Origin of the sequence: Streptomyces sp. NPDC001292 (genome assembly GCF_042896465.1) — a bacterium.
Classification (GTDB): domain Bacteria; phylum Actinomycetota; class Actinomycetes; order Streptomycetales; family Streptomycetaceae; genus Streptomyces.
This window is the reverse complement of record NZ_JBIAXG010000018.1, coordinates 57,552-82,162: the sequence shown is the minus strand read 5'-3', so window position 1 is coordinate 82,162 and position 24,611 is coordinate 57,552. Positions and strand designations below refer to the sequence as shown.

Genomic DNA, 24,611 nt, shown 5'->3' with positions numbered 1-24,611 from the left:
GGTCGGTCCAGTATCGAAGCCTTGATCACCGGCAAGGTATTCATGGGCGAGATCGGGGCGTTCTTCCCCGTGAGCATGACGTTGCGAGGCGACGAGTTCGCGGCCGTGTTCATGATGCGCGCCAGTCAGCTCGGGCATCGGACCACCGGGCCGTACACGCCCGACCGGCCACCGGTCGACGCGATGAACTGGGCACAGCTGCGGACGGGGATCGGCATGGCGGGGTGCTTTCCCCGCTTCCGGATCGACGCGAGCGGCCGGTGGCCGCGCATCCACGTTGAGCTGCTCGGCACCGCCGTCCGCGGGCTGATCGTGATGCCGGAGGAAGTGACCGCGGAGTCGGTGAACGCGCCTTACCTCGGCGAGTGGCAGGAGCAGATCTCTTCCACGGTGCGGATCGCGCTCGACTGGATCGCCCGCTGGCTCATGGCCTGTCACCACCAGGCCGGCGGCACCGAGCCGTCGGTCGACCTCGATCTGGTCTATCGGCCGGACGACGATTACGAGACCGGCCTCGCCCGGGTCGACGAGCGGGTGCGGGAGCTCATCCCGCCGGTGCGCCCGGTCCTTGAGCTGCGCTGGCGTTCTGTGAGCCCGGCCCAGCGCAAGGCCTTTGTGAAGAACCTGAAAGGCGCCCGAAGGATCGGGACCCGGTCCGACCGGCGACTGAGCCACCGGATCGGCGGTATCGAGCTGGAAGTGCCGGGCTGAGGAAGGCCACCGTGAACGCTTTCCAACATCCCGATGCCGACCGCAAGTTGGACGCTCCTGCGCAACGGCGAAGCTCCTGGTAGACGGGTTCCCGACCAAGTTCACCCGTGTCTGCCAGGAGCTTCGCAGGCTTGTCTACCCATCCTCGATCGATCTGTCCGGCCGAACCCTGCGGATCCTTACCGGTCAACTGGCCGCGCGGCAGGCGAAGATCGGTACACGGTGGCGACGCCTGCCCGCCGGCCGCCAGGCTCTGCTCGCCCTCGCCCACCTGCGGTGCGGTGATACCCACGCCCAGCTCGCTGCCGGATTCGGCATCGGGATCGCCACGGTCTTATCGGCACCCGCAGAGTCGGGTGTCCATCGAACGTGTGCTGACTGCGCCTGACGATGCCCCGGGGCCGCCGGGAGGGCTCACGCCTTGTCGTGGGCGTCGAGGAACGCTTCGAGGCCGGTCAGGTCGTCGGTGTTCAGGAAGTCAACACCGGCGGCGAGCAGTTCACCCCAGAGCGCGTCGCGGGCCGGGCCCGGCTGGTCCGGCGTGGCCCAGAAGCGGACCTGCTGTCCGCGCGCGTGGGCTGCGGAGACGATGCCGCGCAGCTTGTCCCGCTCGGCGGCGGGCATCGGGCCGTCGCCCCGCCAGGTGAAGTTCAGGGTCCAGTTGTCGCTGATCAGCGAAGTGAAGGTGGCCGGGGTCGCCGTGCCGAGGTCGGACAGTCGCCCGTCGTAGAAGGCGTGGCGCACCTGCTGGGCCTCCATCGGGCCGCGGGCGGCACGGTCGCCCGAGATGACGGCCGTCAGGGCGGCGGGGCGCACCTTGCCGTGCGCGTACGTGCTGAACAGGTGCCGATAGCGCTGGAGGCGGCGGTCGAGTTCGAGGTACGTCGACGAGCCCTCCGTCTTGATGTCGATGAGGAGCTGCAGGGGTTCGCGCCAGCCGCGGTAGACGGAGCCGTGGTTGGCCTTGATGCGCTGCGCCAGTGGTTCGAGGTAGAGCGATTCGAGGGTACGGGAGGGGTCGAGGTCCACCGGATCGTGGGCGACGAGCAGCTGCCCGCCGACGAGGTAGATGTCGGCCTCGACGCTGCCGAAACGGTGGTCCAGCGCGTCGAAGAGGGGCCGGGTGTGCTCGTAGTCGTTGTGCGCGTGGGCACGGCGCAGTGGACGGGGACCACGGCCGCGCTCGCTCGCCTGCGCGTACGCGGCGGGGGCGGCGACAGCGCCGACGAGGGCGGCGCCAAGGGTGGTGAGGGCTCTGCGGCGGGTAGTGTGGAGCATGCTCTGCCTCCCTGGAGTGCCGTATGCGACGCCAGTGAGTATGGGGGCCGATGCGCTCCAAATGGTATGCGTGGAATCGGAGTTGGCCGGATCGACTTCGCCGGTTCACTTCTGCGGACGGTGTTGTCAATTGTGGGAGCGGCGTTCCACCGAGCCCATGAGTTCCCGGTGAGCCGGCCCGTAGGAGCGGAGCTTGTCGGTCACCAGCACCCGGGGTACCCGGCACTGCTTCTTCATCAGCTTGGCCATGAACCGCTTCGCGGCCTTCGCGTCCCGCCGGGCCTGGACGAGGATGTCCAGGACGCTGTCGTCCTGGTCGACGGCCCGCCTTCGACGCCCTACCGACCGGCGCTGGGGTGAAGGTCCTCACGACCGGCATCCGGATACCGCGGATGAACTCCCTCATGGAGCGCTGGATCCAGACCTGTAGGCGCGAACTCCTGGACTCCTGACCTACGACCCCGCGACCGGGACCCTGATCGCGGACACACCCCAGGCAGAAAGGAGCGAAGGTCGTCCGCGAGCCGCGGCTGCTGAGGCACGGCCCGGGGCGGCGGGCGACCCCTGCGCCCGCCGCCCCGGGCCGTGCAGGACCGCACCACCGGCCGGTGGGTGTCGGGGCACACCCCTGGGCAGCCTCGGCGCGGAACCGGTCGGCCCCGCCCCGCCGGAAGCCACCCAGGAGCGCCCCGGGGTCGTGCACGGCGGCTGGGCCGGCGGCTTCGACCGGTCGCACCTACCGGGCCGCGGGCCCGCGGATGCGCGCCGTCCGCAACGAACTCGCCGCCCGCCAGGCCTGCGGGCCGCGGGAACGCATGTCAGCCGCCCATCGGGCGAACTCTCACTGTCCGGCCCAGCGCTTGATCGTGGCGATGGCCTCGTCCCGCTGGTCGGCGGGCAGAGCGGAGATACGGGCGCCGTGGTTGGAGCCGGGAACGACGTACTTGTACGAGTCGTGGGAGCTCGGCTCGAACTGCTCGGCGCTCCATGGGTCGTTCTGCCCGTAGACGAACATCATGCGCTCGGAGTCGCTCCGCACCCACTTGTCGACGTCAGAGATCGCCTTGCCGTTGTAGTCGGTGCGCATGTCGGCAGGCAACACCGAGTTGGGCTGGTAGATGTCCGGGTAGTGGCGGACGTCCTTGAGGTGCTTGAACTTCAGGTCGGCCCAGCCCAGTTGAGCGGCGGCCTGCCGGTAGTACGGGCCGGAGCCGTTGGCGCCGAGTGAGCTGTCCTCGTAGACGGACAGGCCATGGCCGAGCGACCAGGTGTAGAGGTCGTCGTCGGACACGGTCTCGGCGTCGGGCACGGTCGGGCAGTCGGCGGCGGTGCCGGACTGCCAGAAGTTCCAGACCTGGTCCAGGACGGCGAACTCATAGGCACGATCGGTGGTGCCGAGGGTGTTGGTGAAGGTGTAGCCCTTCTCCTTCGCCGTCACCTCGAACTTGGGCAGCAGAGTGTCGCGGCGTTCGAGCATCGCACGCTGGACCGCGTTCAGCGCATCACGGCACTCCTTGGTTCCGACGGTCTCGAAGAACCGTTCGTAGCCCTTGTCGTCATGGTTGTTGGCGTCGTTGGGAGCGACGTAGGCGATGACCGCGTCAAGGTCCTCGGGGTAGTAGCGGCGGTGGTACGTCTGCGTCATGCCGCCCTTGCTGCCGCCGGTGCCGAGCCACTTGGAGCTCTTGTCGTACAGCGGGCGGATCGCCTCGACGATGGCGTGCTCGTCGCTCGCCTCCTGCCAGACGGTCATCTTCGACCAGTCGACGTCGGCCGGGCGGGAGGGACCGAAGAAGCGGTGCTCGACGCTGAGCTGGTTGGCGTCGAGGATGGTGGTGGGCTCACGGGTGGAGCTGGAGAGGCCGTAGCCACCGGTGTAGAAGACGACCGGCTTGGTCACCGACTTGTGCCAGAGGGTGAAGCGCTGCCCGAAGGTGCCGAGTTCGGGCTTGCTGTGGTCGATCGGCTGCGTGATGGTGAGCGAGTAGAGCGGGTAGCCGCCCTTGTCGGTGACGTCGGTGACGGTCACGCCGGGTATCGCGCGCAGCTGGTCCGCGAAGGACGCCTCGGCGGTGGCAGCCGTGTCCGCGGCGGCTGCGGGGGCCGCGGTCGTGGCGAGGACGCCCGCGGTGAGGGCGGCGGACAGCAGCAAGGTCGGAATGGTGCGGGTACGCACTCGGGCCTCCGGTTTCTCTGGGCAGCGCGGGGGGTCCGGCTGACCTTGCCTCACCACGTGTCCCCTGAGTAATCCCAAACCGTCATAACACCAAGCGGTTATGGAAAGTTAGGGTTCATCCGTGCAACTCGAAATACGACACCTTCGGGCGCTCAGTACCATCGCCGAACACGGAAGCGTCACCCGGGCCGCAGCGGCGCTGGGCGTCTCACAGCCTGCCCTCAGCGCCCAACTCCAGCGCATCGAGGTACTTTTGGGCGGAGAGGTGTTCACGCGGGGACGGCACGGGGTGAGGCCGACGCCGTTCGGCGAGTTCGTGATGTCGCGCACGCGTGCGGCTCTCGGCAACATCGACGACCTGCTCGACCGCGCCCCGGGGCGGGCCGGGCCGCAGTCGGTGGTGCGCTTCGGCGCATACGAGAGCCCGCTGGCGCTAGAGGTCGTGGAGCGGGTGGCGACGCTGCTGCCCGGGGCCCGCACCGAGCTCCAGGTCGCCTACTACACCGGGCTGCTGCTCGACTGCATCGCCACCGGCCGGCTCGACGGCGCGCTGCTCGCCGACTACCCGGGCTTCGAGCTGCGCCCGCAGCCAGCCGTACGGTACGCCGAGGTGGCCACGGAGCCCGTCCATGTGGCGCTGCCCGCCGGGCATCCGGCGGCCGCCCGAGAGGAGGTGCGGCTGGCGGATCTCGCCGACGAGGACTGGGCGCTGTCGCCTTCGGACGGCACCGGCTGGCCCGAGCACCTGCTGGACGAGTGCGAACGCGCGGGCTTCCGTCCGCGCGTGCGCTACCGGCTGGAGCAGACCGGCATGCGGACGGAACTGGTTGCGGCCGGGCGCGCGGTCTCCGCCTGCCAGGCCTCGTACAGGGGTGGCGAGGGCATAGCGGTGCGGCCCATCGCCGGCGGGTTCGTGCGGATGCGGTTACTGCTGGCATGGCACCGCGACAGCGCGCTCGCACCCCGCGCCCCGGTGCTGGTGGAGGCCGTGCGGGAAGTGCACCGGCGGGCGACGCAGCCGCCGGGAACGGCCGCGCGGGGCTGAGCCGGTCGGCCGTGAGCGTCACCGGGTCGGTGAGGCCGCTTTGAGTGACATCGCCCGTTTGCCCTCGGGCACTCGCTGTCGCTCCGGATGTGCGTGAGCGGGCATGACGGTACGGTGGGGGTGTGAGCGAGGACGGAGCACGAGGCGTCTAGATCCACGAACTCGCGGCCACCTGCAATAGGCTCCATCGCCAATGCAAGGGGGTGTCTCATGACCACCCATCATGGCACCGACGTGCCGATGGACCGTCTGTTCGCGAGGGCGGAGGAGAAGGGCCTGCATGGGCGCCGGGTGTCCGCGGAAGCACCACCCCCGGCTGCCTCAGTCCCCAAGAGGCTCCCTGCCGGCCAAAGCCCCCACAGTCTGGCGGTTAGCGCCGATGAAACTCGCCTGTACGTGACCAACTTCCAGCCCGGCACCGTATCGGTGGTCGACATCTCCAGCGAGACCGTGATCGCCACGACTCACGCGACCGAAGGGCCATACGGCGTGGCACTCAGCCCGACCGGACGCCGCCTTCACGTCGCTGGTCCGAGTCGGAACGCGTTGGTGGACATTCAGCTTCCCCAACTTCTTTCAACCGACAGCCATTTCGGGCACTCGCCGTACGGTGTGGCAGCGGGAGCGGACGCCCGCGTCTATCTGACCCTCGCCCTGGAAGACTCCGTACTGGTGACGGACGCATTCGCGAAACCCGTCTTCGCCGTGATCCAACGGATCGACTTCCCGACCGGCGTGGCGGTAAGTCCGGATGAGACCCGCCTCTATGTAACCAACTACTTTTCGGACAGCGTGTCGGTGGTCGACCTCTCCAGCGAGACCGTGATCGACACGATCCCGCTCAGCGAGGGTCCTTATGGAGTGGCCGTGAGTCGTGATGGGGCTCGCCTCTACGTGGCGCACTTCCCCTTCGACTCGGTATCGGTGATCGACACCTCTAGCCTTGCGGTGATCGACACCATCCCGGTCGCCGACGGTCCGCGCGGCGTGGCGGTGAACCAGGACGGGACTCGCCTTTATGTGACCAACTTCTTCGCCAACTCCGTGTCCGTGATCAGCTTGTAGCGCACTGATCCGCGACCCTGCAAAACACGCCGCGGGCTCGTGGATACGAGGACGGCACGACAGCCACCTCCTGTGTGCGAGATGCCGCAGACAGCCGCCTCGGTGTGCAGCCGGATAAATTCCTGAAGCGCTGGGGCACATTCGGGGTCGACAACCACGACGGGTGCCGTGTGACCAGTCGCCTCGTGCTAGCTCACCGCGCCCCCCTGATCGGTCGCCTCAGGGCAATGAAGCCACCAATCCCCGAGGTATCAGCGCGGCGCTCAGCCATTTAAATCCGGCCTGACTTCACAGAGATGGGTCAGTCGCTCGGTCAGGGTTCGAAAAGACCGTGGGAAGTGCTGGGCTCCGGGCGGGAAAAACTCGATGCAGCAAGCCAGAAAGGTTTCGAAGTCTCCCGACGTGTGAGCGCGGACTGCCTTCACGAAGCACCTAGCCCGGGCAGCCGCACCGTTCGACACGCCTCTCGGCGGATACGAGAAAACGGCGGCCACGTGACTGAGAGCCTCAGCGTCGAGCCTGCTCACGACCGCGAGGACCTGATCCATCAAGTGCCGCCGGATGTCGCCCTCGAGGCGATCGGGCTTGCTGAGGTACTCGAGGTCCGGAAAGGGCCAGAAACGGCGATCCGAGGTGTCAATCAGGTTGAGCAGCTGTGCCAGCACGGCAGAGCTCTCCTTGTGTTTCCCGGCTTCGACGTGTACTCGCGCGGCGTTGCAAGCGAGATGGATTCGTCGGCCCTCTACCGGATAGTCCCAGGCGTCACGCAACTCCCGGCAACGATCCATGGCCTTGAGTATCGAGGAGACGGCCGCGTCGGCCCTGCCTGACTTGAAGTGCGCGAATCCCTCACCTGCGCACAGGAAGGAATCCGAGAGCACGAATGCTTCCCTGCCGATTTCCGCTCGAGTCAGCATGTCCCTGGCTCGAGCGATCACGGATCCACCATCGTGGACCCGGCCGACTCGGCAGAGTGCGAGACCCCGCTCGCGTGTTTCGGTGATTACCCCCAGGACGCGGGCCTCGTCCTCACTCAGGTCACGAGTGATCCTTTCTGCGTAGATTGCCGAAATTTCGGCTTCTGCGTCCTTTTGCGCCACAGCCGGGCGGGCGAGTCCGCGGGCCAGCGCCCCAGCCGCGGCCGCGAGCAGGCCGGATGGCAACGTTGCGTCAGGCCCAGTCGTCGGTCGGCGTGACGCCTTCAGGTCTTCGAGCGGTAGTTGATGCCCGTTCGCCCCGCGCTCTGCAGCGGGAACCCCCCGCCGCGCTGCCCGCTCCTCCAGTCGCGGTGGACGAGACGGCTCACGGACCACGACCCATCCCCTCAGCGGATCAAACCTTCGGTGCTTCCGAGTGACTCACGCGCTAAAGGTAGCTTACGCACGCATATGTAGTGGTATCTGTGTTTCTTGTTGCTCCTTTTGTGATCGAGGAAGGTGTGGTTGTGCGTTTCCTCTTTAAGGACTTGATGATCACGATGTCGGACGTGGCGGGTCCGCACTGCCAGAGATGCTCGGTCATCTCGTGCCGGCTACCGACGGTAAAGTGCGGCCAAGTCACCTGCGGCATTACGTCAGTCATCAAAAAAGATGAGTTCGACGCCATGAAGCTCGAGCTGAACCAGGCATTGGAGGTGGTCCGCGCGACGGTCGAGCTGGAGTCGCAGACACGCCTCCGCCCGGAGACGGTCGAGGAGGCCACTGAGCTCGAGTGGAAACTCACCGCCGCCCTTCATGCGGTGCGGGAGGCAAAGGCGGAACTCGAGGCATCCTGACACTGCTGCCAAGCGTCCCAGGATGTTTCGGTGCGCGAACGGCACACCAGGAGTGTGAATGTGCGTACGCTGGCGACTGACCGGCACCTCTACAGGTCCAATCCGCGATACGTCCTGCGTGGACTGGACGACCTCAAGCGTTCTCAACGTCAGGCCCTCATCGGCTCTTCGCCGAGTTCCGCTATCGGCGGGCTGCTCTTTCCTCTCGACGGAGCCGATCACGGCTCCATCAAGGCCGTGAGCGCGCCGACGGCGAGCCTGTTTCAGCAGGCTGCTGTTCCTACCTGGCTGCCCTCACCACTCTTGCCGGCCCTCAGCGGCGAGGAGCTTGGCGACCTGGTTGGCGCTGAGGTGCTTGAAATCCAGATCACCGGCCGGTTCGTGACGGGCATCGAAGCCCTCACCGAACTGGCTCATGGTCCGCTCGAACCGCCCGATGGCCGACTGGCCGCTCTGTCACTCAAAGCGATCGCCTATGCCGAGTCGCTGGGCCTGCGCGCTCAGGCCGTCATCGCGGAGCGCCTCTACTCGTTCCATCAAGTAGCGATTCGCGGCGAGTGGCGCACTGCGGAATACGGCGACGCCTTCCGCGCGAGGATGAGCCACGCGATGCCACACGGATTGGGGAGCGACCCGCGATGGATCGAGTTCGGGCAGCGGCCGTGGCGCGTCCATCGACGGCGTGACGCCCAACTCCGGGCGGACCGGCCGACCATCAAGCTTTACATCAGTCCCACGCCGGACAACTTGGCCGACGTCGTGGCTGCCTCGATCCCGCTGATCATAAAAGCTCCCGGAATTGTCGGCTGGAAGGTGGCTGACACGGTCGACACGATGGTGCGCCCCGACAAGTTCATGGTCTATCTCGCGTCATGGCAGGCGGTGCAAGACCTCGCCGGCGAACTCTCGTCGGCCCTGGCCGGATTCGACGTGCACGGCGTTCCGTTCACCTGTGACGCCGGCCTTGACGGGCTGCTCTCGTGGGGGCTCGACCCCGCATCGTCGCCAGACGAGCCGGAGGCGCTCGTCGACAGCTGGCGGACCTGGGTCACCACCCGACTCGCGGGCGGACTGGTGCAGGCACGACAGGCTGGCCTGATCGGCGGGCAGGCGCAGGCCGCTGCGCTGCACCGCCTCCGGGCTGCGGGGGTCGACACGTCCACCTGGCAACCGGTGACGAGGCCCATCAGCACGTCTGAAGGGAGCGCGGTGTGCAGGTGACCACAAACAGGCTGATCATGCCGGCCGACGTCGAGTTGGCCCGCGTCAGCGATTTCGACCCCGCCAGTCTCGTCGACCTGGATTTCGATGAGGGGGACTGGATCGTGACGCGGGTGGCTTCGCGTTCGCGTTCGATGATCCTATCCGCGGATCTCGCGGAGCTGTTCCAGAGCTTTCGCACGCCACGCACGATCATCGATGCGATCACGCAGTACGCCAGGGAGCATACGCTCGACCCACAAGTGGTTCTCGATGAATCCTGGCCGGTCCTCACCCGCTTTCTTCACGCGAATTGGCTGGTCCTCGAACACTCCTATCTGAGCCGTGCCCTCGCGCGCTGGTACGAGCCCGGAAGCTCGTTGATGGGGCACACGGTCGATGCTTGCGTCTACATCACCGACGACACGCAGGTCTATCGCGCGCGTACACACACCGGCGAGATCTGTGCCGTCAAGGTCGTCGACGCGACCAGCGATCGAAGCGTTGCCGCGTTGCGCCAGGAAGGACGCATTCTCGAACGCCTCGGCGGCTCTCCGAGTCCACGGTTCCTTGGATTCGGTGGCGATGAACGGCGCCAGTTCCTGGCCATGGAATGGTGCGACGGAGTCGAGGTCACCCAAGCGGTCGCTCGCGCTGGAGACAAGAGCGGCTCACGACAGGAGACGCGTGACTTGCTCGTCGCCGTTCTGTCCTCCTATGCAACGCTGCACGACCGACAGGTGATCCACGGTGACGTGCATCCGGGCAACCTGCTGGTCGACGCCGAAGGAAGAGTCAGGATCCTGGACTTCGGGCTTGCTCGGCTGCTCGACGACCCACTCTCCGGGACTTGTCGCGGCGGGGCGCCCGAGTACTTCGACCCTGACTATGCCAGAGCCTCACGGAAGGGCATGGAGCCACCTGACGCCACCGCCGAGTCAGAACAGTATGCCCTGGGCGTGCTCTGTTACCGGGTGGCCACTGGTCGCGACTATCTCCGCTTCTCTCCGGAGGCAGAACGGTTCTACGGGCAGATCGAGCAGACACCACCCCTCTCGTTCGCCGAGAATGGCGTTGCGCCCTGGCCAGAGTTGGAGAGCGTGCTGCGCCGGTCGCTTTCCAAATCCACAAGCGCCCGGTTTCCATCGGTGGCCACGATAGCGGAGGCGCTGTCGCGGGTGCGGATCGACGACCAACCCTCGCGACCTTCAGCGAGAGTTACAAAGACGCGCGCCGATCTGTTCATCGAGCGTGTCGGCGAGTTGGTCGACCCGAACCACGGCCTCTTTGCCGCAGGGCCTGGCACTGGCCCGCAAGCGACCTTCATGCACGGTGCCGCCGGAATCGCCTACTACCTGCTGCGCATGGCTCTGCTCAGGGGTGACCCGGAGCCGCTTGCTGCAGCCGACCAGTGGGCGCAGCGAGCTGCGATGCTCGCCGAGGAGCCGCGGGGCGTCTATGACGAGGACGCCGGCATCGGACCGGACGTTGTCGGCTCGGTATCGCCCTACCACACAAGATCAGGAATCGAGCTGGTGCGCGGTCTGGTTGCCCACGCCCGGGGAGACACCCCCACCTTGATCGAGGCTGCGAGCGCCTACCTGCACCTGATGGAACAACCGCCGCAGGGAGTGGACCCGACGTTGGGAACCACCAGTGTGCTCGCCGGCTGCTCGCACTTCGTGAAAAGCCTCCGAGAGCTGGATCCTCAGGACGGGGTCACAAACGCCCTACTCGGGCAGCTGTCAGATCGCGCAAACGCCTTGACTGATCACATGGCGGAGCTGGTCCTCGGCCAACCGCGCAATCGTCAAGAAGGCCTGGTTCTCCAGTACACCGGCGCCGCCCATGGGTGGGCCGGTCTGATGTACACGCTCATGACGTGGTGTGAGGTGGCAAACAGGGATGTGCACGATGGTGTCGTCGGACACCTCACCGAGTTGGCCGGCTGGGGCGTACCAGGCGGCCGCGGTCTGCGCTGGCCTGTCCGCACCGACGAGGCCTCCCCGTCGTTCATGAACGGCTGGTGCCACGGGTCACCCGGGCATGTGTACCTGTGGAATGCGGCTCATCGCATTCTGGGTGATACCACCTACCAGGGCATCGCCGCCGCGGCCGCGTTCGCAACCTTCGAGGACCAAGCACCGAACAGCACGCTGTGCTGTGGCCAGGCCGGACATGTCTTCGCGTTGCTGAACATGTACCGCCACACACAGGAAGAGGCATGGCTGAGGCTCGCCTCCGAACGGTTGTACAGCGCCCTGGCTGACCACGACGCCGTGTCGGGAGGACAGTGGAGCCACAGCCTCTACCGTGGCGAAGTCGGGCTGGCCCTGGCGGCTGTGGAGATCGAGCAGCCGGACGAGGCGCGACATCCGCTGTTCGAATGACGAACTCTGCCGGCTTTTGATCACTGTGTTCGGATGGTGTCCGAGCTGCGTGCGGTAGAGCCGTCGCACGACGCTGTGACAGTCGGCCGGTCGCGTCGACGGGCGCGGACGGCTCTCCCGAGCCAGGCGCAGTACCAGGACGTGGATGGAGTGCACGGTGCGTGGCCGGCCCGAGCGCCTCATCCGCCTCCCTGCCTGGTGGAACGGCCATCCCCTCGACCGCACCAACCACAGCCACCTCTCCCGACTCCAACTCCGCCTCGCTGCATTACAGTTGGAATTAACCACCAAGATCGGGCACGGTCGGGCTGCGGCGCCCGAGCCATGCCTGCAGTTCGGAGTGAACCGTTCCCACCCGCGCCTCGCCCGCTACCGGGCCGCCCTCGCACCCCCGCCACGCCGGCGCCGTCTATGGCCCCGACGCGGCGCGCAACGCCCACGCCGAGCCGTTGAACGCCACCGTCAGTTGTGCCCTGGGCCGAGGAGGGAGGGGCTGATGGCCACGTTCGTCACCCGCTCCCAGTGGGGCGCCCGGGCGCCGAAGAGCGTCAGCAGCGACATCACCCCGGAACAGGGCGGCGTGGTCGTCCATCATGTCGACGCCGTGAAGGTGGCCAGGGCCGACCACGCCGACTGCGCCGGCCAGGTGCGGGGCATCCAGAACTTCCACATGGACTCCAACGGCTGGTCGGACATCGCCTACAGCCACCTCGCCTGCGCCCACGGCTACCTTTTCCAGGGCCGCCTGTCCGCACCGCCGCCCAGTGCACCTCGCAGGGCAACGACGACTGGTACGCGGTCTCTGTGCGCTGACCAGTGGTGGATGCCATGGCCGAAGGACAGGTGTCGGGCGGCGGGACAGGTGATGTCGAGCGAGTCCGCATCGCCTCCGTCGGGCAGGGGGCGTCGCGGCTCGCGGAGGCGAGTGCCACGGCGACGATGCCGCCCCGGGGAATCCGTGCTCCGCCCAGTTCCAGGTCCTCGGCAGCCTACCGGTTCGTCGTGCGCTCGACGGAAATGTCGTAGCGCAGGAACTCCTCGACCGCGTTGTCCAGTAGAGCCGGGTCGTCCCACAGCAGCCGTAGCTGCTCGGGGTGCTGGAGCAGCGCCAGCACGGCGTTGCTCCAGCAGGTTGACGGTGCTCTCGTGACCGGCGATGAGGAGCAGGGCCGCGGTGCCGGTCGGTTCGTCCTGGGGGAGGCGGCCGTCGTCCTCGTCCCGGGCGGCGACGAGGGCGGATATCAGGTCGTCGCCGGGAACGCGCCGCTTGTCCTCGGCCGGCTCGCGCAGGAACCCGTGCAGGCTCGCCACCGACCGCTCCGCGCGCGGCGGCCGTCTCCAGAAACACGGAGACCAGCCCCGCGAAGGTTCACGGGCACGGCATTCGTGCCGGCCCCCGCCCCGGAAGCCGCCCGTCACGGCCGGCCGCCCCGGGTCGGCACCGGACACCCGGACCACTCCAGGCTGGTCGCTCCACCGGCCGCGCCGCACAGCGTGATGTCGAACAACGGCCGCCCCCCGCCGGGGCGGAGGGCCGCCTCACGACCCGGATCCGCCCGCCTCGGGCCCTCGTAAGACCTCCCTGTCAGGTTCTGCGTGTTGATGGATCGCGGCTGTCGGGTGCTCTGGCTACGCCGATGCTCCGTGAGCGGGCTCGGCCCCGACCGCCGGTGCCCAGACCCTTCCCTCTCCCACAGAAGTCTACGACTGTATACTTCTGCGAGAGATGCTTCGCATTGCCGAAGAGTGCGGGGCCCATGAAGGGGAAACACGAGATGAACCTCAATCTGACCGGTAAGCGCGCGCTCGTCACAGGTTCGAGCGCGGGGCTCGGCGAGGCCACCGCGAAGCTGCTGGCGGCCGAGGGCGCCGCGATCGTGGTCCACGGCCGGGACAAGGACCGCACGGAGAAGGTCGCGCGGGAGATCCGCGAGGCGGGCGGGACGGCCGGCACAGTCGTCGGTGACCTCGCCGACGATCTTGCCGCCGCCGACGTCGCCCGCGCCGCCACTGCGGACGGCACCATCGACATCCTCGTCAACAACGCCGGTTTCTACCGGCACCTGTCCTGGGCCGAAGCCACCCCCGACGAGTGGCGCGACACCTACAACGTCAACGTCGTCTCAGGCGTCCGCATGATTCAGCACCTGGTCCCCGCCATGCGCGAACGCGGCTGGGGTCGTGTCGTCACCATCGGCGGCGGACTCGCCTCCCAGCCGATGAACACCCACCCCCAGTACAACGCCACCCTGGCCGCCCGGCACAACCTCGCCGTCTCTCTCGCCCGCGAACTCAAGGGCACCGGCGTCACATCCAACATCGTCTCCCCCGGAGCGATCCTCGTCGAAGCCACCAAGGACCTCGTCACCAGCATCGGGACCGCCCGCGGCTGGGGCCGGACCTGGGACGAGATCCAGCCCAACGCCGTCCAGGCCCTCATCCCCAACGACCAGGAACGCTTCGGCGAACCCAATGAGATCGCCGCAGCCGTCGCCTACCTCTGCAGCGACTACGCCCAGTACGTCAGCGGAGCCACCATCCGCGTCGACGGCGGACTCATCCGCTCCGCCTTCTGAGCCCACACACCGGGCCATCCCGTGTGCCGACGACGGACGGCTACCCGACGGTGCCGTCGGGACCGGATCCAGGCACAGATGCGCCACCCGCCTCGCGGATGACCGGTTCGAGCATGTCGGCGAGGAGGGCCGCGAGGCGGCCGTCGTCGGCCGTGACGAGCGCGGTGGTACCGACAACGCTGCGCAGCAGCCACGTTCCGGCGACTAGCGCGAGGGCGAGCTGCGCGCGGACGTCGGCGTCCGATCCGCCGAGCAACCCCGCCAGACGGGCGCCCACATGGGTTTCCACGCCCTGCCGGACGATGTCCGCCGCCTCCGGATCCGGCGCCGAGCGCAGCAACAGGAGAAACGGGTCAAGCCGCTCGCTGCCGAACGCGGTGCGCTCGGCGAGCGTGTGGGCGATGGTGCCCGCCAAACCGGTGCGTTCGTCGCCGACGACGGTCGGCGGTGCGAAGGCCCGATCGACGGCCTGCGCGAACAGGCCCTCCTTCGAGCCGAAGTAGCGGTTGATCATCATCGCCGTCACACCCGCCCGCTCGGCGATCTGACGCACCCCGGCCCCGGCGTATCCGTGCTCGGTGAACTCCACGACCGCGGCGGCGAGAATCGCCTCGCGTGTCGCGGCGCCGTCGCGCCTGCGGGCAGGATGTGCAGTGCTCATGGTCAGGAGCATACGGGGCGCTGATGCACGGATTCCGGGACGGTGGAGCACGATCGGCGCGCTGGACGAGGTAGACCGGTCGAAAGGTGAGGCGACCACCGGCGCCCCGCCGGCGTAACTCAGAATGGCCGCACCACAGAAGCTGAGCTGGACGCCGCGCAGGGAAACCCGCTGGCCCTGCTCGAACTCCCCGACGCGCTGCGCGCGGACCAGCGCCGGGCCCGGGAGGTCCTGCCGGCCGTCCTGCCGCTGGGCGAACGCCTCCAGTCTGAACACCATCGGCTGGCTGGCGCACCGCCTCAGCGACTTGCACGCCCGCCGCGATCCGCCCGTTCTGCGACCCGATGCTTTCGCCGACGGCCGTATCAAGCCCGGCGAGCCCGTCTTCGACAAGGTCATCGTCATCACCGACCGCCGCGTACTGGACGCCCAGCTCTCGGCGACCGTCGGCAGCTTCTCATCGCAGACCGACGGCCTGGTCCTGAAGAACGAGAAGCACGGAGCGAAGAGCGAGCAGCTGGCCCGCGCCCTCTCCCGGGACACCGGGAAGATCGTCACGGTCACCCTGCACTCGTTCCCCGCGTTGCTGGACTACATCAAGCGCAACCCGACCGAGATCAAGGGCACCCGCTTCGCGATCATCGTCGACGAGGCGCACTCCTCCCAGTCCGGCGACGCCGCCACCGCCGTGAAGTCCGCCCTGCGCGACCTCGGCCTGGACGCCGACTCGGACGACGAGGGCGCGACCAAGGTCACCGTGGAGGACAAGCTGAAGGCGAAGGCGGTCGAGCGCTCCCAGGCCGCCAACCTCTCCTACTTCGCCTTCACGGCCACCCCCGCGGTCATGTCCGCGCCGATCATCTCGGTGCAGGACATGGACGCGTTCGTCGCCGCGTACTTCGAGGCGCAGGAGAAGGCCGGCGGCTCCCAGGCCAAGTGGGAGAAGCTGCACGCCGAGTTGTACCGACTCCTCTACCCCGCCGTCACCCGCTTCAGCACCCTCCTGGAGAGCGAGTGGCTGGCCCACCCGAGGAGCACTCCCCCGTTCCGACCCGCATGAACGACGGGGTGTGCGACCCGCACGGCCGGTTCTGGGCGGGCAGCCTGCCCTACGACGGCACGCCGGGCGCGGGCTCCCTCTACCGCACCGATCCCGACGGCACCGTGCTCAAGCGGCTGTCGCTCAGCGAGGCCAAGAAGATCCGACGGAAGTGGAATGCCCGCGCCAATCAGGACACCGTGCGCAATCTGGAGGCCATCGCCCAGGATCTGGTTCTCGCTCCGGTGATGGCTTCCTACCGGCGCGGCGACTTCGCTCGGTGGCCTGGCCACATCGCGGTCGACGACACTCCGGTTCCGGTCTGGGGCAAAGAGCCGGACTACCACCAGGACCGGGCCTCGCTTGAGATCACCGCCGGGATGTACGTGAAGGGAGGAACGCAGAAGAAGTCGGGGCCCAGCGGCAAAGCTGCGGCCTCCACGAACACTGGCACCCGGCGCGGCACGGCGAACAAGCCAGTGCCTCGCAAGACCAAGTCGGGACAGGAGAAGAAAGCCAAGGCGCCGGAGAAGAGAGAGTTCCGCTACGCCATGATGGCCGCGTTCCCGGGCCATGGCCATGGCGACCTCGCCGGCGCCTACCCGGCGGTCTGCCTCGGCATGATCCTTCACACCCCGGGCACCGAACCCGGCCCGGCCGCCCTGCGCGCCATCCAGCCGGCCTTCGAACGAGGCCTGGTCAAAGACCTGTTCTGCGCCGACCGGGGCATCGCCCAGGCCAAGCCTCACAACCTGCATCTGCAGCTGCTCAGACTCGGCCTCAACGCGGTGAAGCACTACAACGACGACAAGGTCGACCGGCAGGGAGAGTTCCGCGGCATGCAGCTGGTCGGCGACGAGTTCTACTGCCCGCTGATGCCCACCCCGCTCATCACTGCGGGCGCCACATACATCGACAGCCGCACGGACGAGGACCGCGCCCCCGCACTCAACCTGATCCAGTCCCGGAAGGACTACCAGACCAAGATCAAGGAGTACGGGCCCGCAGGGGACCAGCGCAGACAGTGCCCCGCCCTCGGGTCCCACGCCACGGTCACCTGCTACTGCCGGCCCCAGCCACGCCCGTCCACCGTCGTCGACCTCGACGCCCCCACTGTCCGTACCCCGGCAGCCCTGCCCACCATCCCCAGGCCCAAGCGGGACGCCCCCGTCTACCCAGACATCTGCAGGGGGAAGAGCATCACCGTCCCGGGCACCGTGTTGGCCAAGTGGCGGCAGAAATACCCCCTGTTCACCCCTCTGTGGCAGGAAGCCTGGTCCGGACTGCGCAGTCAGAACGAGGGCGGCAACGGCAACCTCAAGAAGTCCGCCCTCGACAGCATCGACAATCCCCAGCTCCGCCTGCCGCACGGACGCGTCGCACAGACCCTGCTCAATGCCATCATCATCTTCGTGGCGAACCTCAGAGCCATCCGACGGTTCCTCCGCGACCAGGGCATCCAGCCCCGCAAAGCCGACACGCGGAGCGCCGCAACCCCACCCGGTGAGCCCTCGGACCCGTCCCTGGCGCGACCGCTTCCGACCGAGCAGGTCGAGCCTCCGCCACGCGAGTGACACACCCCCGCCGCGCTCCACCCCCTGAAAACCCCACATGCCTGCGCCACGGCTACCAGCCGTCGCGCAGGCATGTCCTGTTTCCGCAGGTGAGAGGCGCAGTACCTGGACCGCCACCACCCCACCCCCTCGCCGAGCCGATCACGAGGCTCGAAGGCCCCAGGAACGACGAAATACCGGTGAGTCACATGACTCGACCGGTAATTCGTGAACGCTTCGGGACGATCTCGTGAACGTCCCACAAGTGTCCGAGGGGGGACTTGAACCCCCACGCCCGATAAAGGGCACTAGCACCTCAAGCTAGCGCGTCTGCCATTCCGCCACCCGGACCAGGTGTCTGCCGCCTGACCGGGGGTGTTCCCCGCGGCGACATGCATAACAATACCAAGGTTTCGCGGTGCGTTTCACCTGCGTATCCGCCCCCGGGAGGGGTCCCGGGGGCGCGACGGGTTCATCCCTGCCGGGCGAGTTCCGCGGCGCGGCTCGCGGCGGTGTCCATGGTGGCGGCCTGTTCGAGCAGGGGGTGGGCGCGCTCGTCGAGGATCGCGCGGCCGCGTGCCGCGTTGTTGCCGTCGAGGCGTAGGACCAGCGGTCTGGTGAGCCGGACGGTGTCCAGGGCCTGGACGATGCCCTCGGCGACGGTGTCGCACGCGGTGATCCCGCCGAAGACGTTGACGAGGACCGACCGCACGGACGGGTCGGAGAGGATGACGGAGAGCCCGTCGGCCATGAGCCGCGCGGAGGCTCCTCCTCCGATGTCCAGGAAGTTGGCCGGGCGGGCGCCGCGGCCGGCGACCATGTCAAGCGTGGACATGACCAGGCCGGCGCCGTTGCCGATGACGCCGACCTCGCCGTCCAGCTTGACGTAGGTGAGGCCACGGGCCGCGGCCGCCGCCTCCAGCGGGTCGTCGTGCTCGGTGTGCTCCACCCCCCAGCGGGCCTGGCGGAAGCGGGCGTTGCCGTCGAGGGTGATCTTGCCGTCGAGTGCGACGATCCGGCCCGATCTCGTCCGCGCCAGCGGGTTGACCTCCACCAGCAGGGCGTCCTCACGGACCAGGACCTGCCAGAGCCGGACCAGGGTGTCCACGGTCTGCGGAGGCAGGCCCGCCGCCTTGGCGATCTCGGCCGCCTTCGAAGACGTGACGCCCTCGGTCGGGTCGACGGGGACGCGCGCCACGGCCTCGGGCCGGCTTGCGGCCACCTCCTCGATCTCGGTGCCGCCCTGAGCCGAGGCGACGGCGAGGAAGCCGCCCGCCGAGCGGTCGAGGACGTAGGAGACGTAGAACTCCTCGGCGGTGTCGACGGGTTCGGCCACCATGACCTTGCGGACCCGGTGACCCTTGATGTCCATGCCCAGGATATGACGGGCCGTCAGTTCGGTGGCCGCGGGGTCGGCGGCGAGTTTGACTCCGCCCGCCCTGCCCCGTCCACCCGTCTTCACCTGGGCCTTGACGACGACACGGCCGCCGAGCCTGCGGGCGATCTCGCGGGCCTGCTTGGAGGAGTCCGTGACCTCGGCCCGCGGCACCACGATGCCGTACTCCTCGAAGAGTTGCCTTGCCTGGTGTTCGTAGAGGTCCATTCCGGCTCCCGTGCGGGACGGCTCCTGGCTGAAAAGTGCTGCGCAACCCCTGGACACCTGTGACGGGATGCGGGATAACAAACTTCATACAGTATTCGTCGACTGTATGCAATGAAGCGGTCGGCGAGCAGATCGAGTCCGGGAGCGGCCGGTGGTGGGCGCGGGCCGCCCCGGACCGTACGCGCGACCGCACAGACTGCACCGGACCGTCCTGCGCCGTACCGGCGCTGTTCCGCAAGACTCCGGGCCGACCGAACGCCCGGCGCATCGTCCCCGATCCCCACCGACACGGCGAGGAGATGGCCAGACATGACCGCGGATCCCATATCAACAACAAGTACGCCGGGCGATTCCCGCACGGCGTACGGCTCGTATCGCGAAGTGACCGACTCCCGGGGGCGGGTCTACCGCATCGGTGAGACCGACATCGACATCATGGGGCGGCCCCGCCGGTGGATGGTCATCCTGCCCTGGGTGGGCATGATGGGCATCAGCTCCGCCGAATACGCCTTCACGTCGGCGGAGGAGACGCTCCACAAGGCCCACCTGTGGAGCAGTGGGCACATCTTCTGGCTGATGGGCGTCTGGGTGTTCTTCCAGGCGGCCGTGGCCTTTCCGGCCGGACAGCTGCGGGAGAGCGGCAGGCTGCCCGCCCGTTCGGCCATGCTGCTCGGCGCGGTCGGCACGCTGCTGGGCTATCTGTCGCTGGCGTACGCACCCCACGTGATCGTGGCGTACTTCGGCTTCGGCATGTGCAGCGGCATCGGCGCCGGCCTGGTGTACGCGACCTGCGTGAACATGGTCGGCAAATGGTATCCGGAGCGCAAGGGCGGCAAGACGGGCTTCGTCAACGGCGGATTCGCCTACGGCTCGGTGCCGTTCGTCTTCCTTTTCACCTCGTTCATGGACCTGAGCAACTACCGGACGGTGCTCGCCTGCGTCGGTGTCGGACTGTGTCTGGTGGTGGCGACGGCCGGCTGGTTCTTCCGGGACCCGCCGAAGAACTGGTGGCCCGCTCACGTCGACCCGCTGAAGCAGACCGACGACCCGAAGCTCCGCCGGGCGCTGGCGAAGAACCCGCCGGCGGTCAAGCAGTACGCCCCGGGCGAGGCCGCCCGTACGCCCGTCCTGTGGATGATGTGGTTCTGTCTGCTGTGCACGGCCGGCATCAATATCTTCGGCATCGCCTTCCAGGTGCCGTTCGGCAAGGACATGGGCTTCGCGGGCGGGATCGTGGCGACCGCGATGTCCCTGAAGGCGATCGTCAACGGCACCGGGCGCGGCGTCATCGGCTGGATCTCCGACCAGTGCGGGCGGCGCAACACACTGATCATCGTGTGTCTGGTGCTCGGCACGGCACAGTTCGGCGTGCTGGTGTCCGGGCAGATGGGCAGCATGCCGTTCTTCCTGTTCTGCTCCATGGTGTCCGGGTTCGGCGGCGGGGCGATCTTCCCGCTGTTCGCGGCCATGACGGCCGACTACTTCGGGGAGAACCACAACGCCGCCAACTACGGCATCGTCTACAGCTCGAAGCTGATCTCCGGGCTCGTCGGTTCGGGTCTCGGCGCGGTCGTCGTCGCCGCCTGGGACTACCAGGGCGCCTTCGTCCTGGCGGGCTCGATCGGGCTGGCCTCGGCGGTGCTGGCGCTGTTCCTGAAGGCTCCGGGCAGGCCGCAGTCCCGGCGCGGCGTCGCCGCCAACCCCCGGCCCCTGGGCGAGGACATGGCGTGAGCGGGTGAACCGCGTGCGGAGGGCCTCCCCGGCGATTCCGGGGAGGCCCTCCGCGGGTGTGCGCTACTTGCGGCGCAGCGCGGCCATGTTCTCGTAACCGATCCGCGCGTGTTCCAGCGACTGGCCCGGATTGGTGGAGCTCGGGGCGTTGTCCTGCTCGACCATCGGGTTGTGGTAATTGGGGTGGCCGACCCGGGAGAAGAAGGTCGTGTAGTCGATGACGCCGGTGCCGAACGGGACCATGTCGTAGCCCTGTCCGTTGGCGGTGTTGATGACGCCGTCCTTGGCGTGGAACAGCGGGTAACGCTTGTTGTGGGCGGCGACCAGGCCCGCCGGGTCGAAGATGTTCTGCCGCACGGCACCGTCGTGGTCGGTGTAGGTGCGGAACTTGTACTGGGCCACGTGCGCCCAGTAGATGTCCATCTCCAGCCAGATCAGCTTGGGGTCGGTGATGGACAGGAAGTATTCCAGCTTGCGGATGCCGGAGCTGCGGGTCGGCCGGCCCTGGGCGTCGAGCGGGCCGCCGTCGAGCAGGAAGCCGTAGGCCGTGTCGTGGTTGTGGGTGTAGAGCTTGATCCCGGCGCTGCGGGCGATCTCACCGAGGGCGTGCCATTTCTCGGCGGCGACGTCCCAGTCGGCCTTGTAGGAGCTGCCGGTGGGGTCACCGCCGGTGCCCATGTGCTGCATGCCGAGGATGTTCGCGATCTCGAGGTGCTTCTTGAAGGTGTCCAGGTCCCCGGTGGTCAGCGGCCAGGAGCCCGGGATGAAACCGTGGTTGCCCTGCGCCCGCAGCCCGAACTCGTCCAGCCAGCCGCGCAGCAGCCGGGCGCCCTCGACGCTCTCCAGGCTGGCGCCGCCGGGGGCGTTGCGGTGCTGGCCGTAGCCCGCGAACTCGACCTGCCGGTAGCCGAAGCGGGCCAGTTGCTCGAACACCGCGCGGAAGCCGGACGGCAGGCTGGTGGAGAACGGGTCGCGGCCGGTGGCGTCGCGCACCGTGTAGAGGATGATGCCGCGCTTGTCCTCGGGGACGAGCAGGTGGCCCTTGGCCTTGCCGTTCGACTCGGCGGGGGTCGCCGCCTGCACGGGGGCCGCGCCGAAGACGGGAGCGGCGATCGCCCCGGCCGCGACGGCGGTGCAGGTGCTGAGGAAGCTGCGGCGGCCGATGCCCAGGCTGCGACGCAGCAGTTCGTCGGTGCCGTGGTCGGTTGCGTGGGTGTCGTTCACGGGTGCCTCTCTTCGGACTTGTGGTCTGCTTGGCCGAGACCGGCGAGGTGGAGCAGGAGGGACTTCACGTCGGTGGCCGCGATGCGGTCTCCGACGGCGAGGGGGGTGGAGCAGAGGAGGAGCGGACCGTCGTCGTCGCTCGCGGGCAGGCGGCCGTGGCTGCCGCGGATGGGTGAGGCGTCGAGCGGCACGACCGCCATGCGGTAGCGCAGGCCGAGTTTCTTGCGGGCCACCGCGGTCGCCGCCTTGACCTTCACGTAGGGGTCGTGCGGATCCATGAAGAGCTCTACCGGGTCGTAACCGGGTTTGCGGTGGATCTCGACCAGCTGCGCGAAGTCGGGCGCGCGCTCGTCGTCGAGCCAGTAGTAGTACGTGAACCAGGCGTCCGGCTCGGCGACGGCGACGAGCTCCCCGGAGCGCGGGTGGTCGAGGTGGTGGGCCTTCTTGCCCTCGTCGTCGAGGAGTTTCTCGATGCCGGGCAGTCCGTCGAGGGCGGCCCTGGTCGCGTCCATGTCCTCGGGGCGGCGCACGTAGACGTGGGCGATCTGGTGGTCGGCGACGGCGAAGGCGCGCGAGGCCATCGGGTCGAGGTATTCCATGCCGTCCTGGGTGTGCACTTCTAGCAGGCCGGCCCGGCGCAGGGCGCGGTTGATGTCGACGGGCCGGTCGGCGCGGGTGATGCCGTACTCGGACAGCACGACGACGGTACGGCCCTCGGCGCGGGCGTCGTCCAGGAGCGGGGCCACGGCGGCGTCGAGGTCGGCTGCCGCTTGCAGGGAGCGCGGGTCGTCGGGGCCGTAGCGTTGCAGGTCGTAGTCGAGGTGGGGCAGGTAGCAGAGCGTCAGGTCGGGGCGCCGGGTGCGCAGGATGTGGCGGGTTGCGTCGATGATCCACTGGCTGGAGACGAGGTCGGCGCCGGGGCCCCAGAAGTGGAACAGGGGGAACGTGCCGAATTTCTCGGTGAGTTCGTCGTGCAGGACCGGGGGACGGGTGTAGCAGTCGGGTTCCTTGCGGCCGTCGGCGTAGTAGACGGGCCGTGGGGTGACGGTGATGTCGGTGTCGGCGCCCATGGCGTACCACCAGCAGATGTTGGCGACCGTGTAGCCGGGGTGTGCCCGGCGGGCGGCGTCCCACAGCTTGTCGCCGGCGACGAGTCCGTTGTGCTGGCGCCACAGCAGGACGTCGCCGAGTTCGCGGAAGTACCAGCCGTTGCCGACGATTCCGTGCTCGGAGGGCATGGTGCCGGTGAGGAAGGTGGACTGGGCGGCGCAGGTGACGGCGGGCAGGACGGTGCCGAGCGCGGCGCGGGAGCCCGACTGGCCGAGTGCCTTGAGGTGGGGCATGTGGTCGAGGATGCGCGGGGTGAGACCGACGACGTCCAGGACGAGCAGGGGTGTCGGTCCCTCGGGCCGGGTCATGGCAGTTCCTTCAGGCCGAGGTCGGTCAGCAGGTCGCGGGTGAGGTCCAGTTCGGCGGCGATGCCGTCGGCGAGCCGGCCGCGGTCGCGGGGGCGCAGCTCGGGCGGGAGCGCCTGCCAGGTGTAGGTCTCGACCTCCAGGTGGCGGGTGAGCGGCTGCGGGCCGCCGACGAGCCGGGTCAGGGCGGTCTTGAGGACCGGGAGGGTGGAGGTGAGGGGTTCGGCGGGGGCGGCGTGCAGAGGGACGTGGAAGTGGGCCCGCCAGGGGGCTGCGTCGGGCAGGACGTCGCCGCCGAGCGCCGCCCCGAGGTCGTCGGTGCCGCGCAGTCCGGCGGCGGTGACGGTGCGGGTCTGGTGCAGGAAGCGGGGCTCGTCGAAGGCGGCGAGGGCCTCGCGGACCTCGGGCAGGTGGGGCTGCTCGGCGTGCAGGGCGGCGGACAGCTGGGACTTGACGACGGGGACGCCGGCCGCGGTGAGGGCGTCCAGGGCGGTGTGCGGGTCTTCGAAGGAGGTGGCGAGGTGGCAGGTGTCGACGCAGATGCCGATGCGCTCGTGGGCGATCGCGGTCAGCGGGGCGATGGCGTCCTGCGTGGTCTCGACGACGCAGCCGGGTTCGGGTTCCAGGCCCACCCGGATGGAGCGGCCGGTCAACTCCTGGAGGGCGTCGAGGCGTTCGGCGAGGGTGCGCAAGGCCGTGCGGGCCTGCTCGGCGCGGGTGTCGTCGTACGCGGTGCGCCAGGCCAGGGGCAGGGTGGAGACGCTGCCCTCGCCGACGTCGTCCGGGAGGAGGCCGGCGAGGATGCGGGCGAGCGCGGTGGTGTGGTCGAGGCGTTCGGCGTCGGCCCAGTCCGGTTTGTAGACGCGGTACTTGACCTCTTCGGCGCCGAAGCCCTGGTAGGGGAAGCCGTTGAGGGTGACCACCTCCAGCCCGTGCCGGTCGAGTTCGGCGCGCAGGGCGCGCAGCGCGGACGGGTCGGAGTCGAGGGTGCGGGCGGCGTCCCGGGCGAGCCACAGGCCGATGCCGAGGCGGTCGCGGCCCAGCCGGCGGCGGACGGGCTCGCAGTGGTCGCGCAGTTGGGCCACGACGCCGTCGAGGGTCTCGGCGGGGTGGACGTTGGTGCAGTAGGCGAGGTGGACGGTGGAGCCGTCGGGGTGCCGGAAGCGCATC

At 68.5% G+C, this 24,611-nt stretch carries 18 protein-coding genes, 1 tRNA gene and 4 pseudogenes; 12 read left to right on the top strand and 11 right to left on the bottom strand.

Annotated features, from left to right (window positions below; translation table 11 throughout):
• Window positions 1-21 precede the first annotated feature (21 nt).
• Window positions 22-711 carry a hypothetical protein gene (locus ACFY4A_RS20420; protein WP_390830775.1) on the top strand — a complete coding sequence of 230 codons (690 nt, stop codon included), beginning with the start codon at window positions 22-24 and terminating at the stop codon, window positions 709-711.
• A 76-nt stretch (window positions 712-787) separates the two neighbouring features.
• Window positions 788-1,045, top strand: a pseudogene (locus ACFY4A_RS20415) (transposase family protein); the annotation flags it as partial.
• Window positions 1,046-1,125: 80 nt separating this feature from the next.
• On the opposite strand, the gene ACFY4A_RS20410 reads toward ACFY4A_RS20415, so the two are convergent.
• The gene (locus ACFY4A_RS20410) at window positions 1,126-1,989 is read right to left on the bottom strand and encodes a phosphatidylinositol-specific phospholipase C/glycerophosphodiester phosphodiesterase family protein (protein ID WP_390830774.1); all 864 of its coding nucleotides are present in this window, start codon (window positions 1,987-1,989) and stop codon (window positions 1,126-1,128) included.
• 132 nt (window positions 1,990-2,121) lie between these two features.
• Window positions 2,122-2,316: pseudogene (locus tag ACFY4A_RS20405) on the bottom strand (DDE-type integrase/transposase/recombinase); the annotation flags it as partial.
• Here ACFY4A_RS20405 and ACFY4A_RS20400 point away from each other — a divergent pair.
• Window positions 2,316-2,435, top strand: a pseudogene (locus ACFY4A_RS20400) (integrase); the annotation flags it as partial. The pseudogenes ACFY4A_RS20405 and ACFY4A_RS20400 sit on opposite strands and share 1 nt — an antisense overlap.
• Before the next feature lie 395 nt (window positions 2,436-2,830).
• On the opposite strand, the gene ACFY4A_RS20395 reads toward ACFY4A_RS20400, so the two are convergent.
• Window positions 2,831-4,165: a S28 family serine protease gene (locus ACFY4A_RS20395; RefSeq protein WP_390830773.1), complete on the bottom strand. Its 1,335-nt coding sequence runs from the start codon at window positions 4,163-4,165 to the stop codon at window positions 2,831-2,833.
• Window positions 4,166-4,286: 121 nt separating this feature from the next.
• Between ACFY4A_RS20395 and ACFY4A_RS20390 the strand changes: the two genes are divergently transcribed.
• Both ACFY4A_RS20390 and ACFY4A_RS20385 read left to right on the top strand, forming a co-directional pair.
• The gene (locus ACFY4A_RS20390) at window positions 4,287-5,210 is read left to right on the top strand and encodes a LysR family transcriptional regulator (RefSeq protein WP_390830772.1); all 924 of its coding nucleotides are present in this window, start codon (window positions 4,287-4,289) and stop codon (window positions 5,208-5,210) included.
• A gap of 210 nt (window positions 5,211-5,420) precedes the next feature.
• Window positions 5,421-6,275, top strand: coding sequence for a beta-propeller fold lactonase family protein (locus ACFY4A_RS20385; protein WP_390830771.1), 855 nt, complete (start codon window positions 5,421-5,423; stop codon window positions 6,273-6,275).
• 263 nt (window positions 6,276-6,538) lie between these two features.
• Here ACFY4A_RS20385 and ACFY4A_RS20380 read toward each other — a convergent pair whose 3' ends face one another.
• The gene (locus ACFY4A_RS20380) at window positions 6,539-7,213 is read right to left on the bottom strand and encodes a hypothetical protein (RefSeq protein WP_390830770.1); all 675 of its coding nucleotides are present in this window, start codon (window positions 7,211-7,213) and stop codon (window positions 6,539-6,541) included.
• Window positions 7,214-7,698: 485 nt separating this feature from the next.
• Here ACFY4A_RS20380 and ACFY4A_RS20375 point away from each other — a divergent pair, with 485 nt between their 5' ends.
• Genes ACFY4A_RS20375 through ACFY4A_RS20365 form a run of 3 tightly spaced genes read left to right on the top strand, consistent with a single transcriptional unit; the run spans window position 7,699 to window position 11,639 of the window.
• Window positions 7,699-8,049: a hypothetical protein gene (locus tag ACFY4A_RS20375; protein ID WP_390830769.1), complete on the top strand. Its 351-nt coding sequence runs from the start codon at window positions 7,699-7,701 to the stop codon at window positions 8,047-8,049.
• Window positions 8,050-8,109: 60 nt separating this feature from the next.
• A complete protein-coding gene (locus tag ACFY4A_RS20370) occupies window positions 8,110-9,270 on the top strand; it encodes a hypothetical protein (protein ID WP_390830768.1) in 1,161 nt (386 codons plus the stop codon).
• Complete coding sequence (locus tag ACFY4A_RS20365) at window positions 9,261-11,639, top strand: lanthionine synthetase LanC family protein (protein WP_390830767.1); 2,379 nt, start codon at window positions 9,261-9,263, stop codon at window positions 11,637-11,639. The genes ACFY4A_RS20370 and ACFY4A_RS20365 overlap by 10 nt, the downstream gene beginning before the upstream one ends.
• Before the next feature lie 989 nt (window positions 11,640-12,628).
• On the opposite strand, the gene ACFY4A_RS20360 is transcribed toward ACFY4A_RS20365, so the two are convergent.
• Window positions 12,629-12,754, bottom strand: a complete 126-nt coding sequence (locus ACFY4A_RS20360) for a hypothetical protein (RefSeq protein ID WP_390830766.1) — start codon at window positions 12,752-12,754, stop codon at window positions 12,629-12,631.
• Window positions 12,755-13,414: 660 nt separating this feature from the next.
• On the opposite strand from ACFY4A_RS20360, the gene ACFY4A_RS20355 reads away from it, so the two are divergent.
• Complete coding sequence (locus ACFY4A_RS20355; RefSeq protein WP_390830825.1) at window positions 13,415-14,215, top strand: SDR family NAD(P)-dependent oxidoreductase; 801 nt, start codon at window positions 13,415-13,417, stop codon at window positions 14,213-14,215.
• Between the two features lie 40 nt (window positions 14,216-14,255).
• Here the strand turns inward: ACFY4A_RS20355 and ACFY4A_RS20350 are convergent, their stop codons facing one another.
• Window positions 14,256-14,876, bottom strand: a complete 621-nt coding sequence (locus tag ACFY4A_RS20350) for a TetR/AcrR family transcriptional regulator (RefSeq protein WP_390830765.1) — start codon at window positions 14,874-14,876, stop codon at window positions 14,256-14,258.
• 253 nt (window positions 14,877-15,129) lie between these two features.
• Between ACFY4A_RS20350 and ACFY4A_RS20345 the strand changes: the two are divergent.
• A pseudogene (locus ACFY4A_RS20345) lies at window positions 15,130-15,774 on the top strand (DEAD/DEAH box helicase family protein); the annotation flags it as partial.
• 116 nt (window positions 15,775-15,890) lie between these two features.
• Window positions 15,891-17,489, top strand: a complete 1,599-nt coding sequence (locus tag ACFY4A_RS20340; RefSeq protein ID WP_390830764.1) for an SMP-30/gluconolactonase/LRE family protein — start codon at window positions 15,891-15,893, stop codon at window positions 17,487-17,489.
• Between the two features lie 245 nt (window positions 17,490-17,734).
• On the opposite strand, the gene ACFY4A_RS20335 is transcribed toward ACFY4A_RS20340, so the two are convergent.
• Together ACFY4A_RS20335 and sucC are read right to left on the bottom strand one after the other, a co-directional pair.
• Window positions 17,735-17,819, bottom strand: a tRNA-Leu gene (locus tag ACFY4A_RS20335).
• 121 nt (window positions 17,820-17,940) lie between these two features.
• Complete coding sequence (sucC, locus tag ACFY4A_RS20330) at window positions 17,941-19,071, bottom strand: ADP-forming succinate--CoA ligase subunit beta (protein WP_390830763.1); 1,131 nt, start codon at window positions 19,069-19,071, stop codon at window positions 17,941-17,943.
• Window positions 19,072-19,380: 309 nt separating this feature from the next.
• Between sucC and ACFY4A_RS20325 the strand changes: the two genes are divergently transcribed.
• A complete protein-coding gene (locus tag ACFY4A_RS20325) occupies window positions 19,381-20,802 on the top strand; it encodes an OFA family MFS transporter (RefSeq protein ID WP_390830762.1) in 1,422 nt (473 codons plus the stop codon).
• A 63-nt stretch (window positions 20,803-20,865) separates the two neighbouring features.
• Here the strand turns inward: ACFY4A_RS20325 and ACFY4A_RS20320 are convergent, their stop codons facing one another.
• The 3 genes from ACFY4A_RS20320 to eboE are packed head-to-tail and all read right to left on the bottom strand — an operon-like array spanning window position 20,866 to window position 24,610.
• Window positions 20,866-22,026: a sugar phosphate isomerase/epimerase family protein gene (locus ACFY4A_RS20320; RefSeq protein WP_390830761.1), complete on the bottom strand. Its 1,161-nt coding sequence runs from the start codon at window positions 22,024-22,026 to the stop codon at window positions 20,866-20,868.
• Window positions 22,023-23,444: an alkaline phosphatase family protein gene (locus ACFY4A_RS20315; RefSeq protein ID WP_390830760.1), complete on the bottom strand. Its 1,422-nt coding sequence runs from the start codon at window positions 23,442-23,444 to the stop codon at window positions 22,023-22,025. Before ACFY4A_RS20315 ends, ACFY4A_RS20320 begins: the two co-directional genes overlap by 4 nt.
• Window positions 23,441-24,610 carry a metabolite traffic protein EboE gene (gene eboE / locus ACFY4A_RS20310; RefSeq protein WP_390830759.1) on the bottom strand — a complete coding sequence of 390 codons (1,170 nt, stop codon included), beginning with the start codon at window positions 24,608-24,610 and terminating at the stop codon, window positions 23,441-23,443. Before eboE ends, ACFY4A_RS20315 begins: the two co-directional genes overlap by 4 nt.
• Between the last annotated feature and the right edge of the window lies 1 nt (window position 24,611).

Bases quoted from the DNA above. Each gene is read 5' to 3' on its own strand.
- sucC (WP_390830763.1), bottom strand. From the start codon at position 19,071: ATGGACCTCTACGAACACCAGGCAAGGCAACTCTTCGAGGAGTACGGC.
- ACFY4A_RS20315 (WP_390830760.1), bottom strand. From the start codon at position 23,444: ATGACCCGGCCCGAGGGACCGACACCCCTGCTCGTCCTGGACGTCGTC.
- eboE (WP_390830759.1), bottom strand. From the start codon at position 24,610: ATGCGCTTCCGGCACCCCGACGGCTCCACCGTCCACCTCGCCTACTGC.
- ACFY4A_RS20355 (WP_390830825.1), top strand. From the start codon at position 13,415: ATGAACCTCAATCTGACCGGTAAGCGCGCGCTCGTCACAGGTTCGAGC.
- ACFY4A_RS20385 (WP_390830771.1), top strand. From the start codon at position 5,421: ATGACCACCCATCATGGCACCGACGTGCCGATGGACCGTCTGTTCGCG.
- ACFY4A_RS20350 (WP_390830765.1), bottom strand. From the start codon at position 14,876: ATGAGCACTGCACATCCTGCCCGCAGGCGCGACGGCGCCGCGACACGC.
- ACFY4A_RS20325 (WP_390830762.1), top strand. From the start codon at position 19,381: ATGACCGCGGATCCCATATCAACAACAAGTACGCCGGGCGATTCCCGC.
- ACFY4A_RS20410 (WP_390830774.1), bottom strand. From the start codon at position 1,989: ATGCTCCACACTACCCGCCGCAGAGCCCTCACCACCCTTGGCGCCGCC.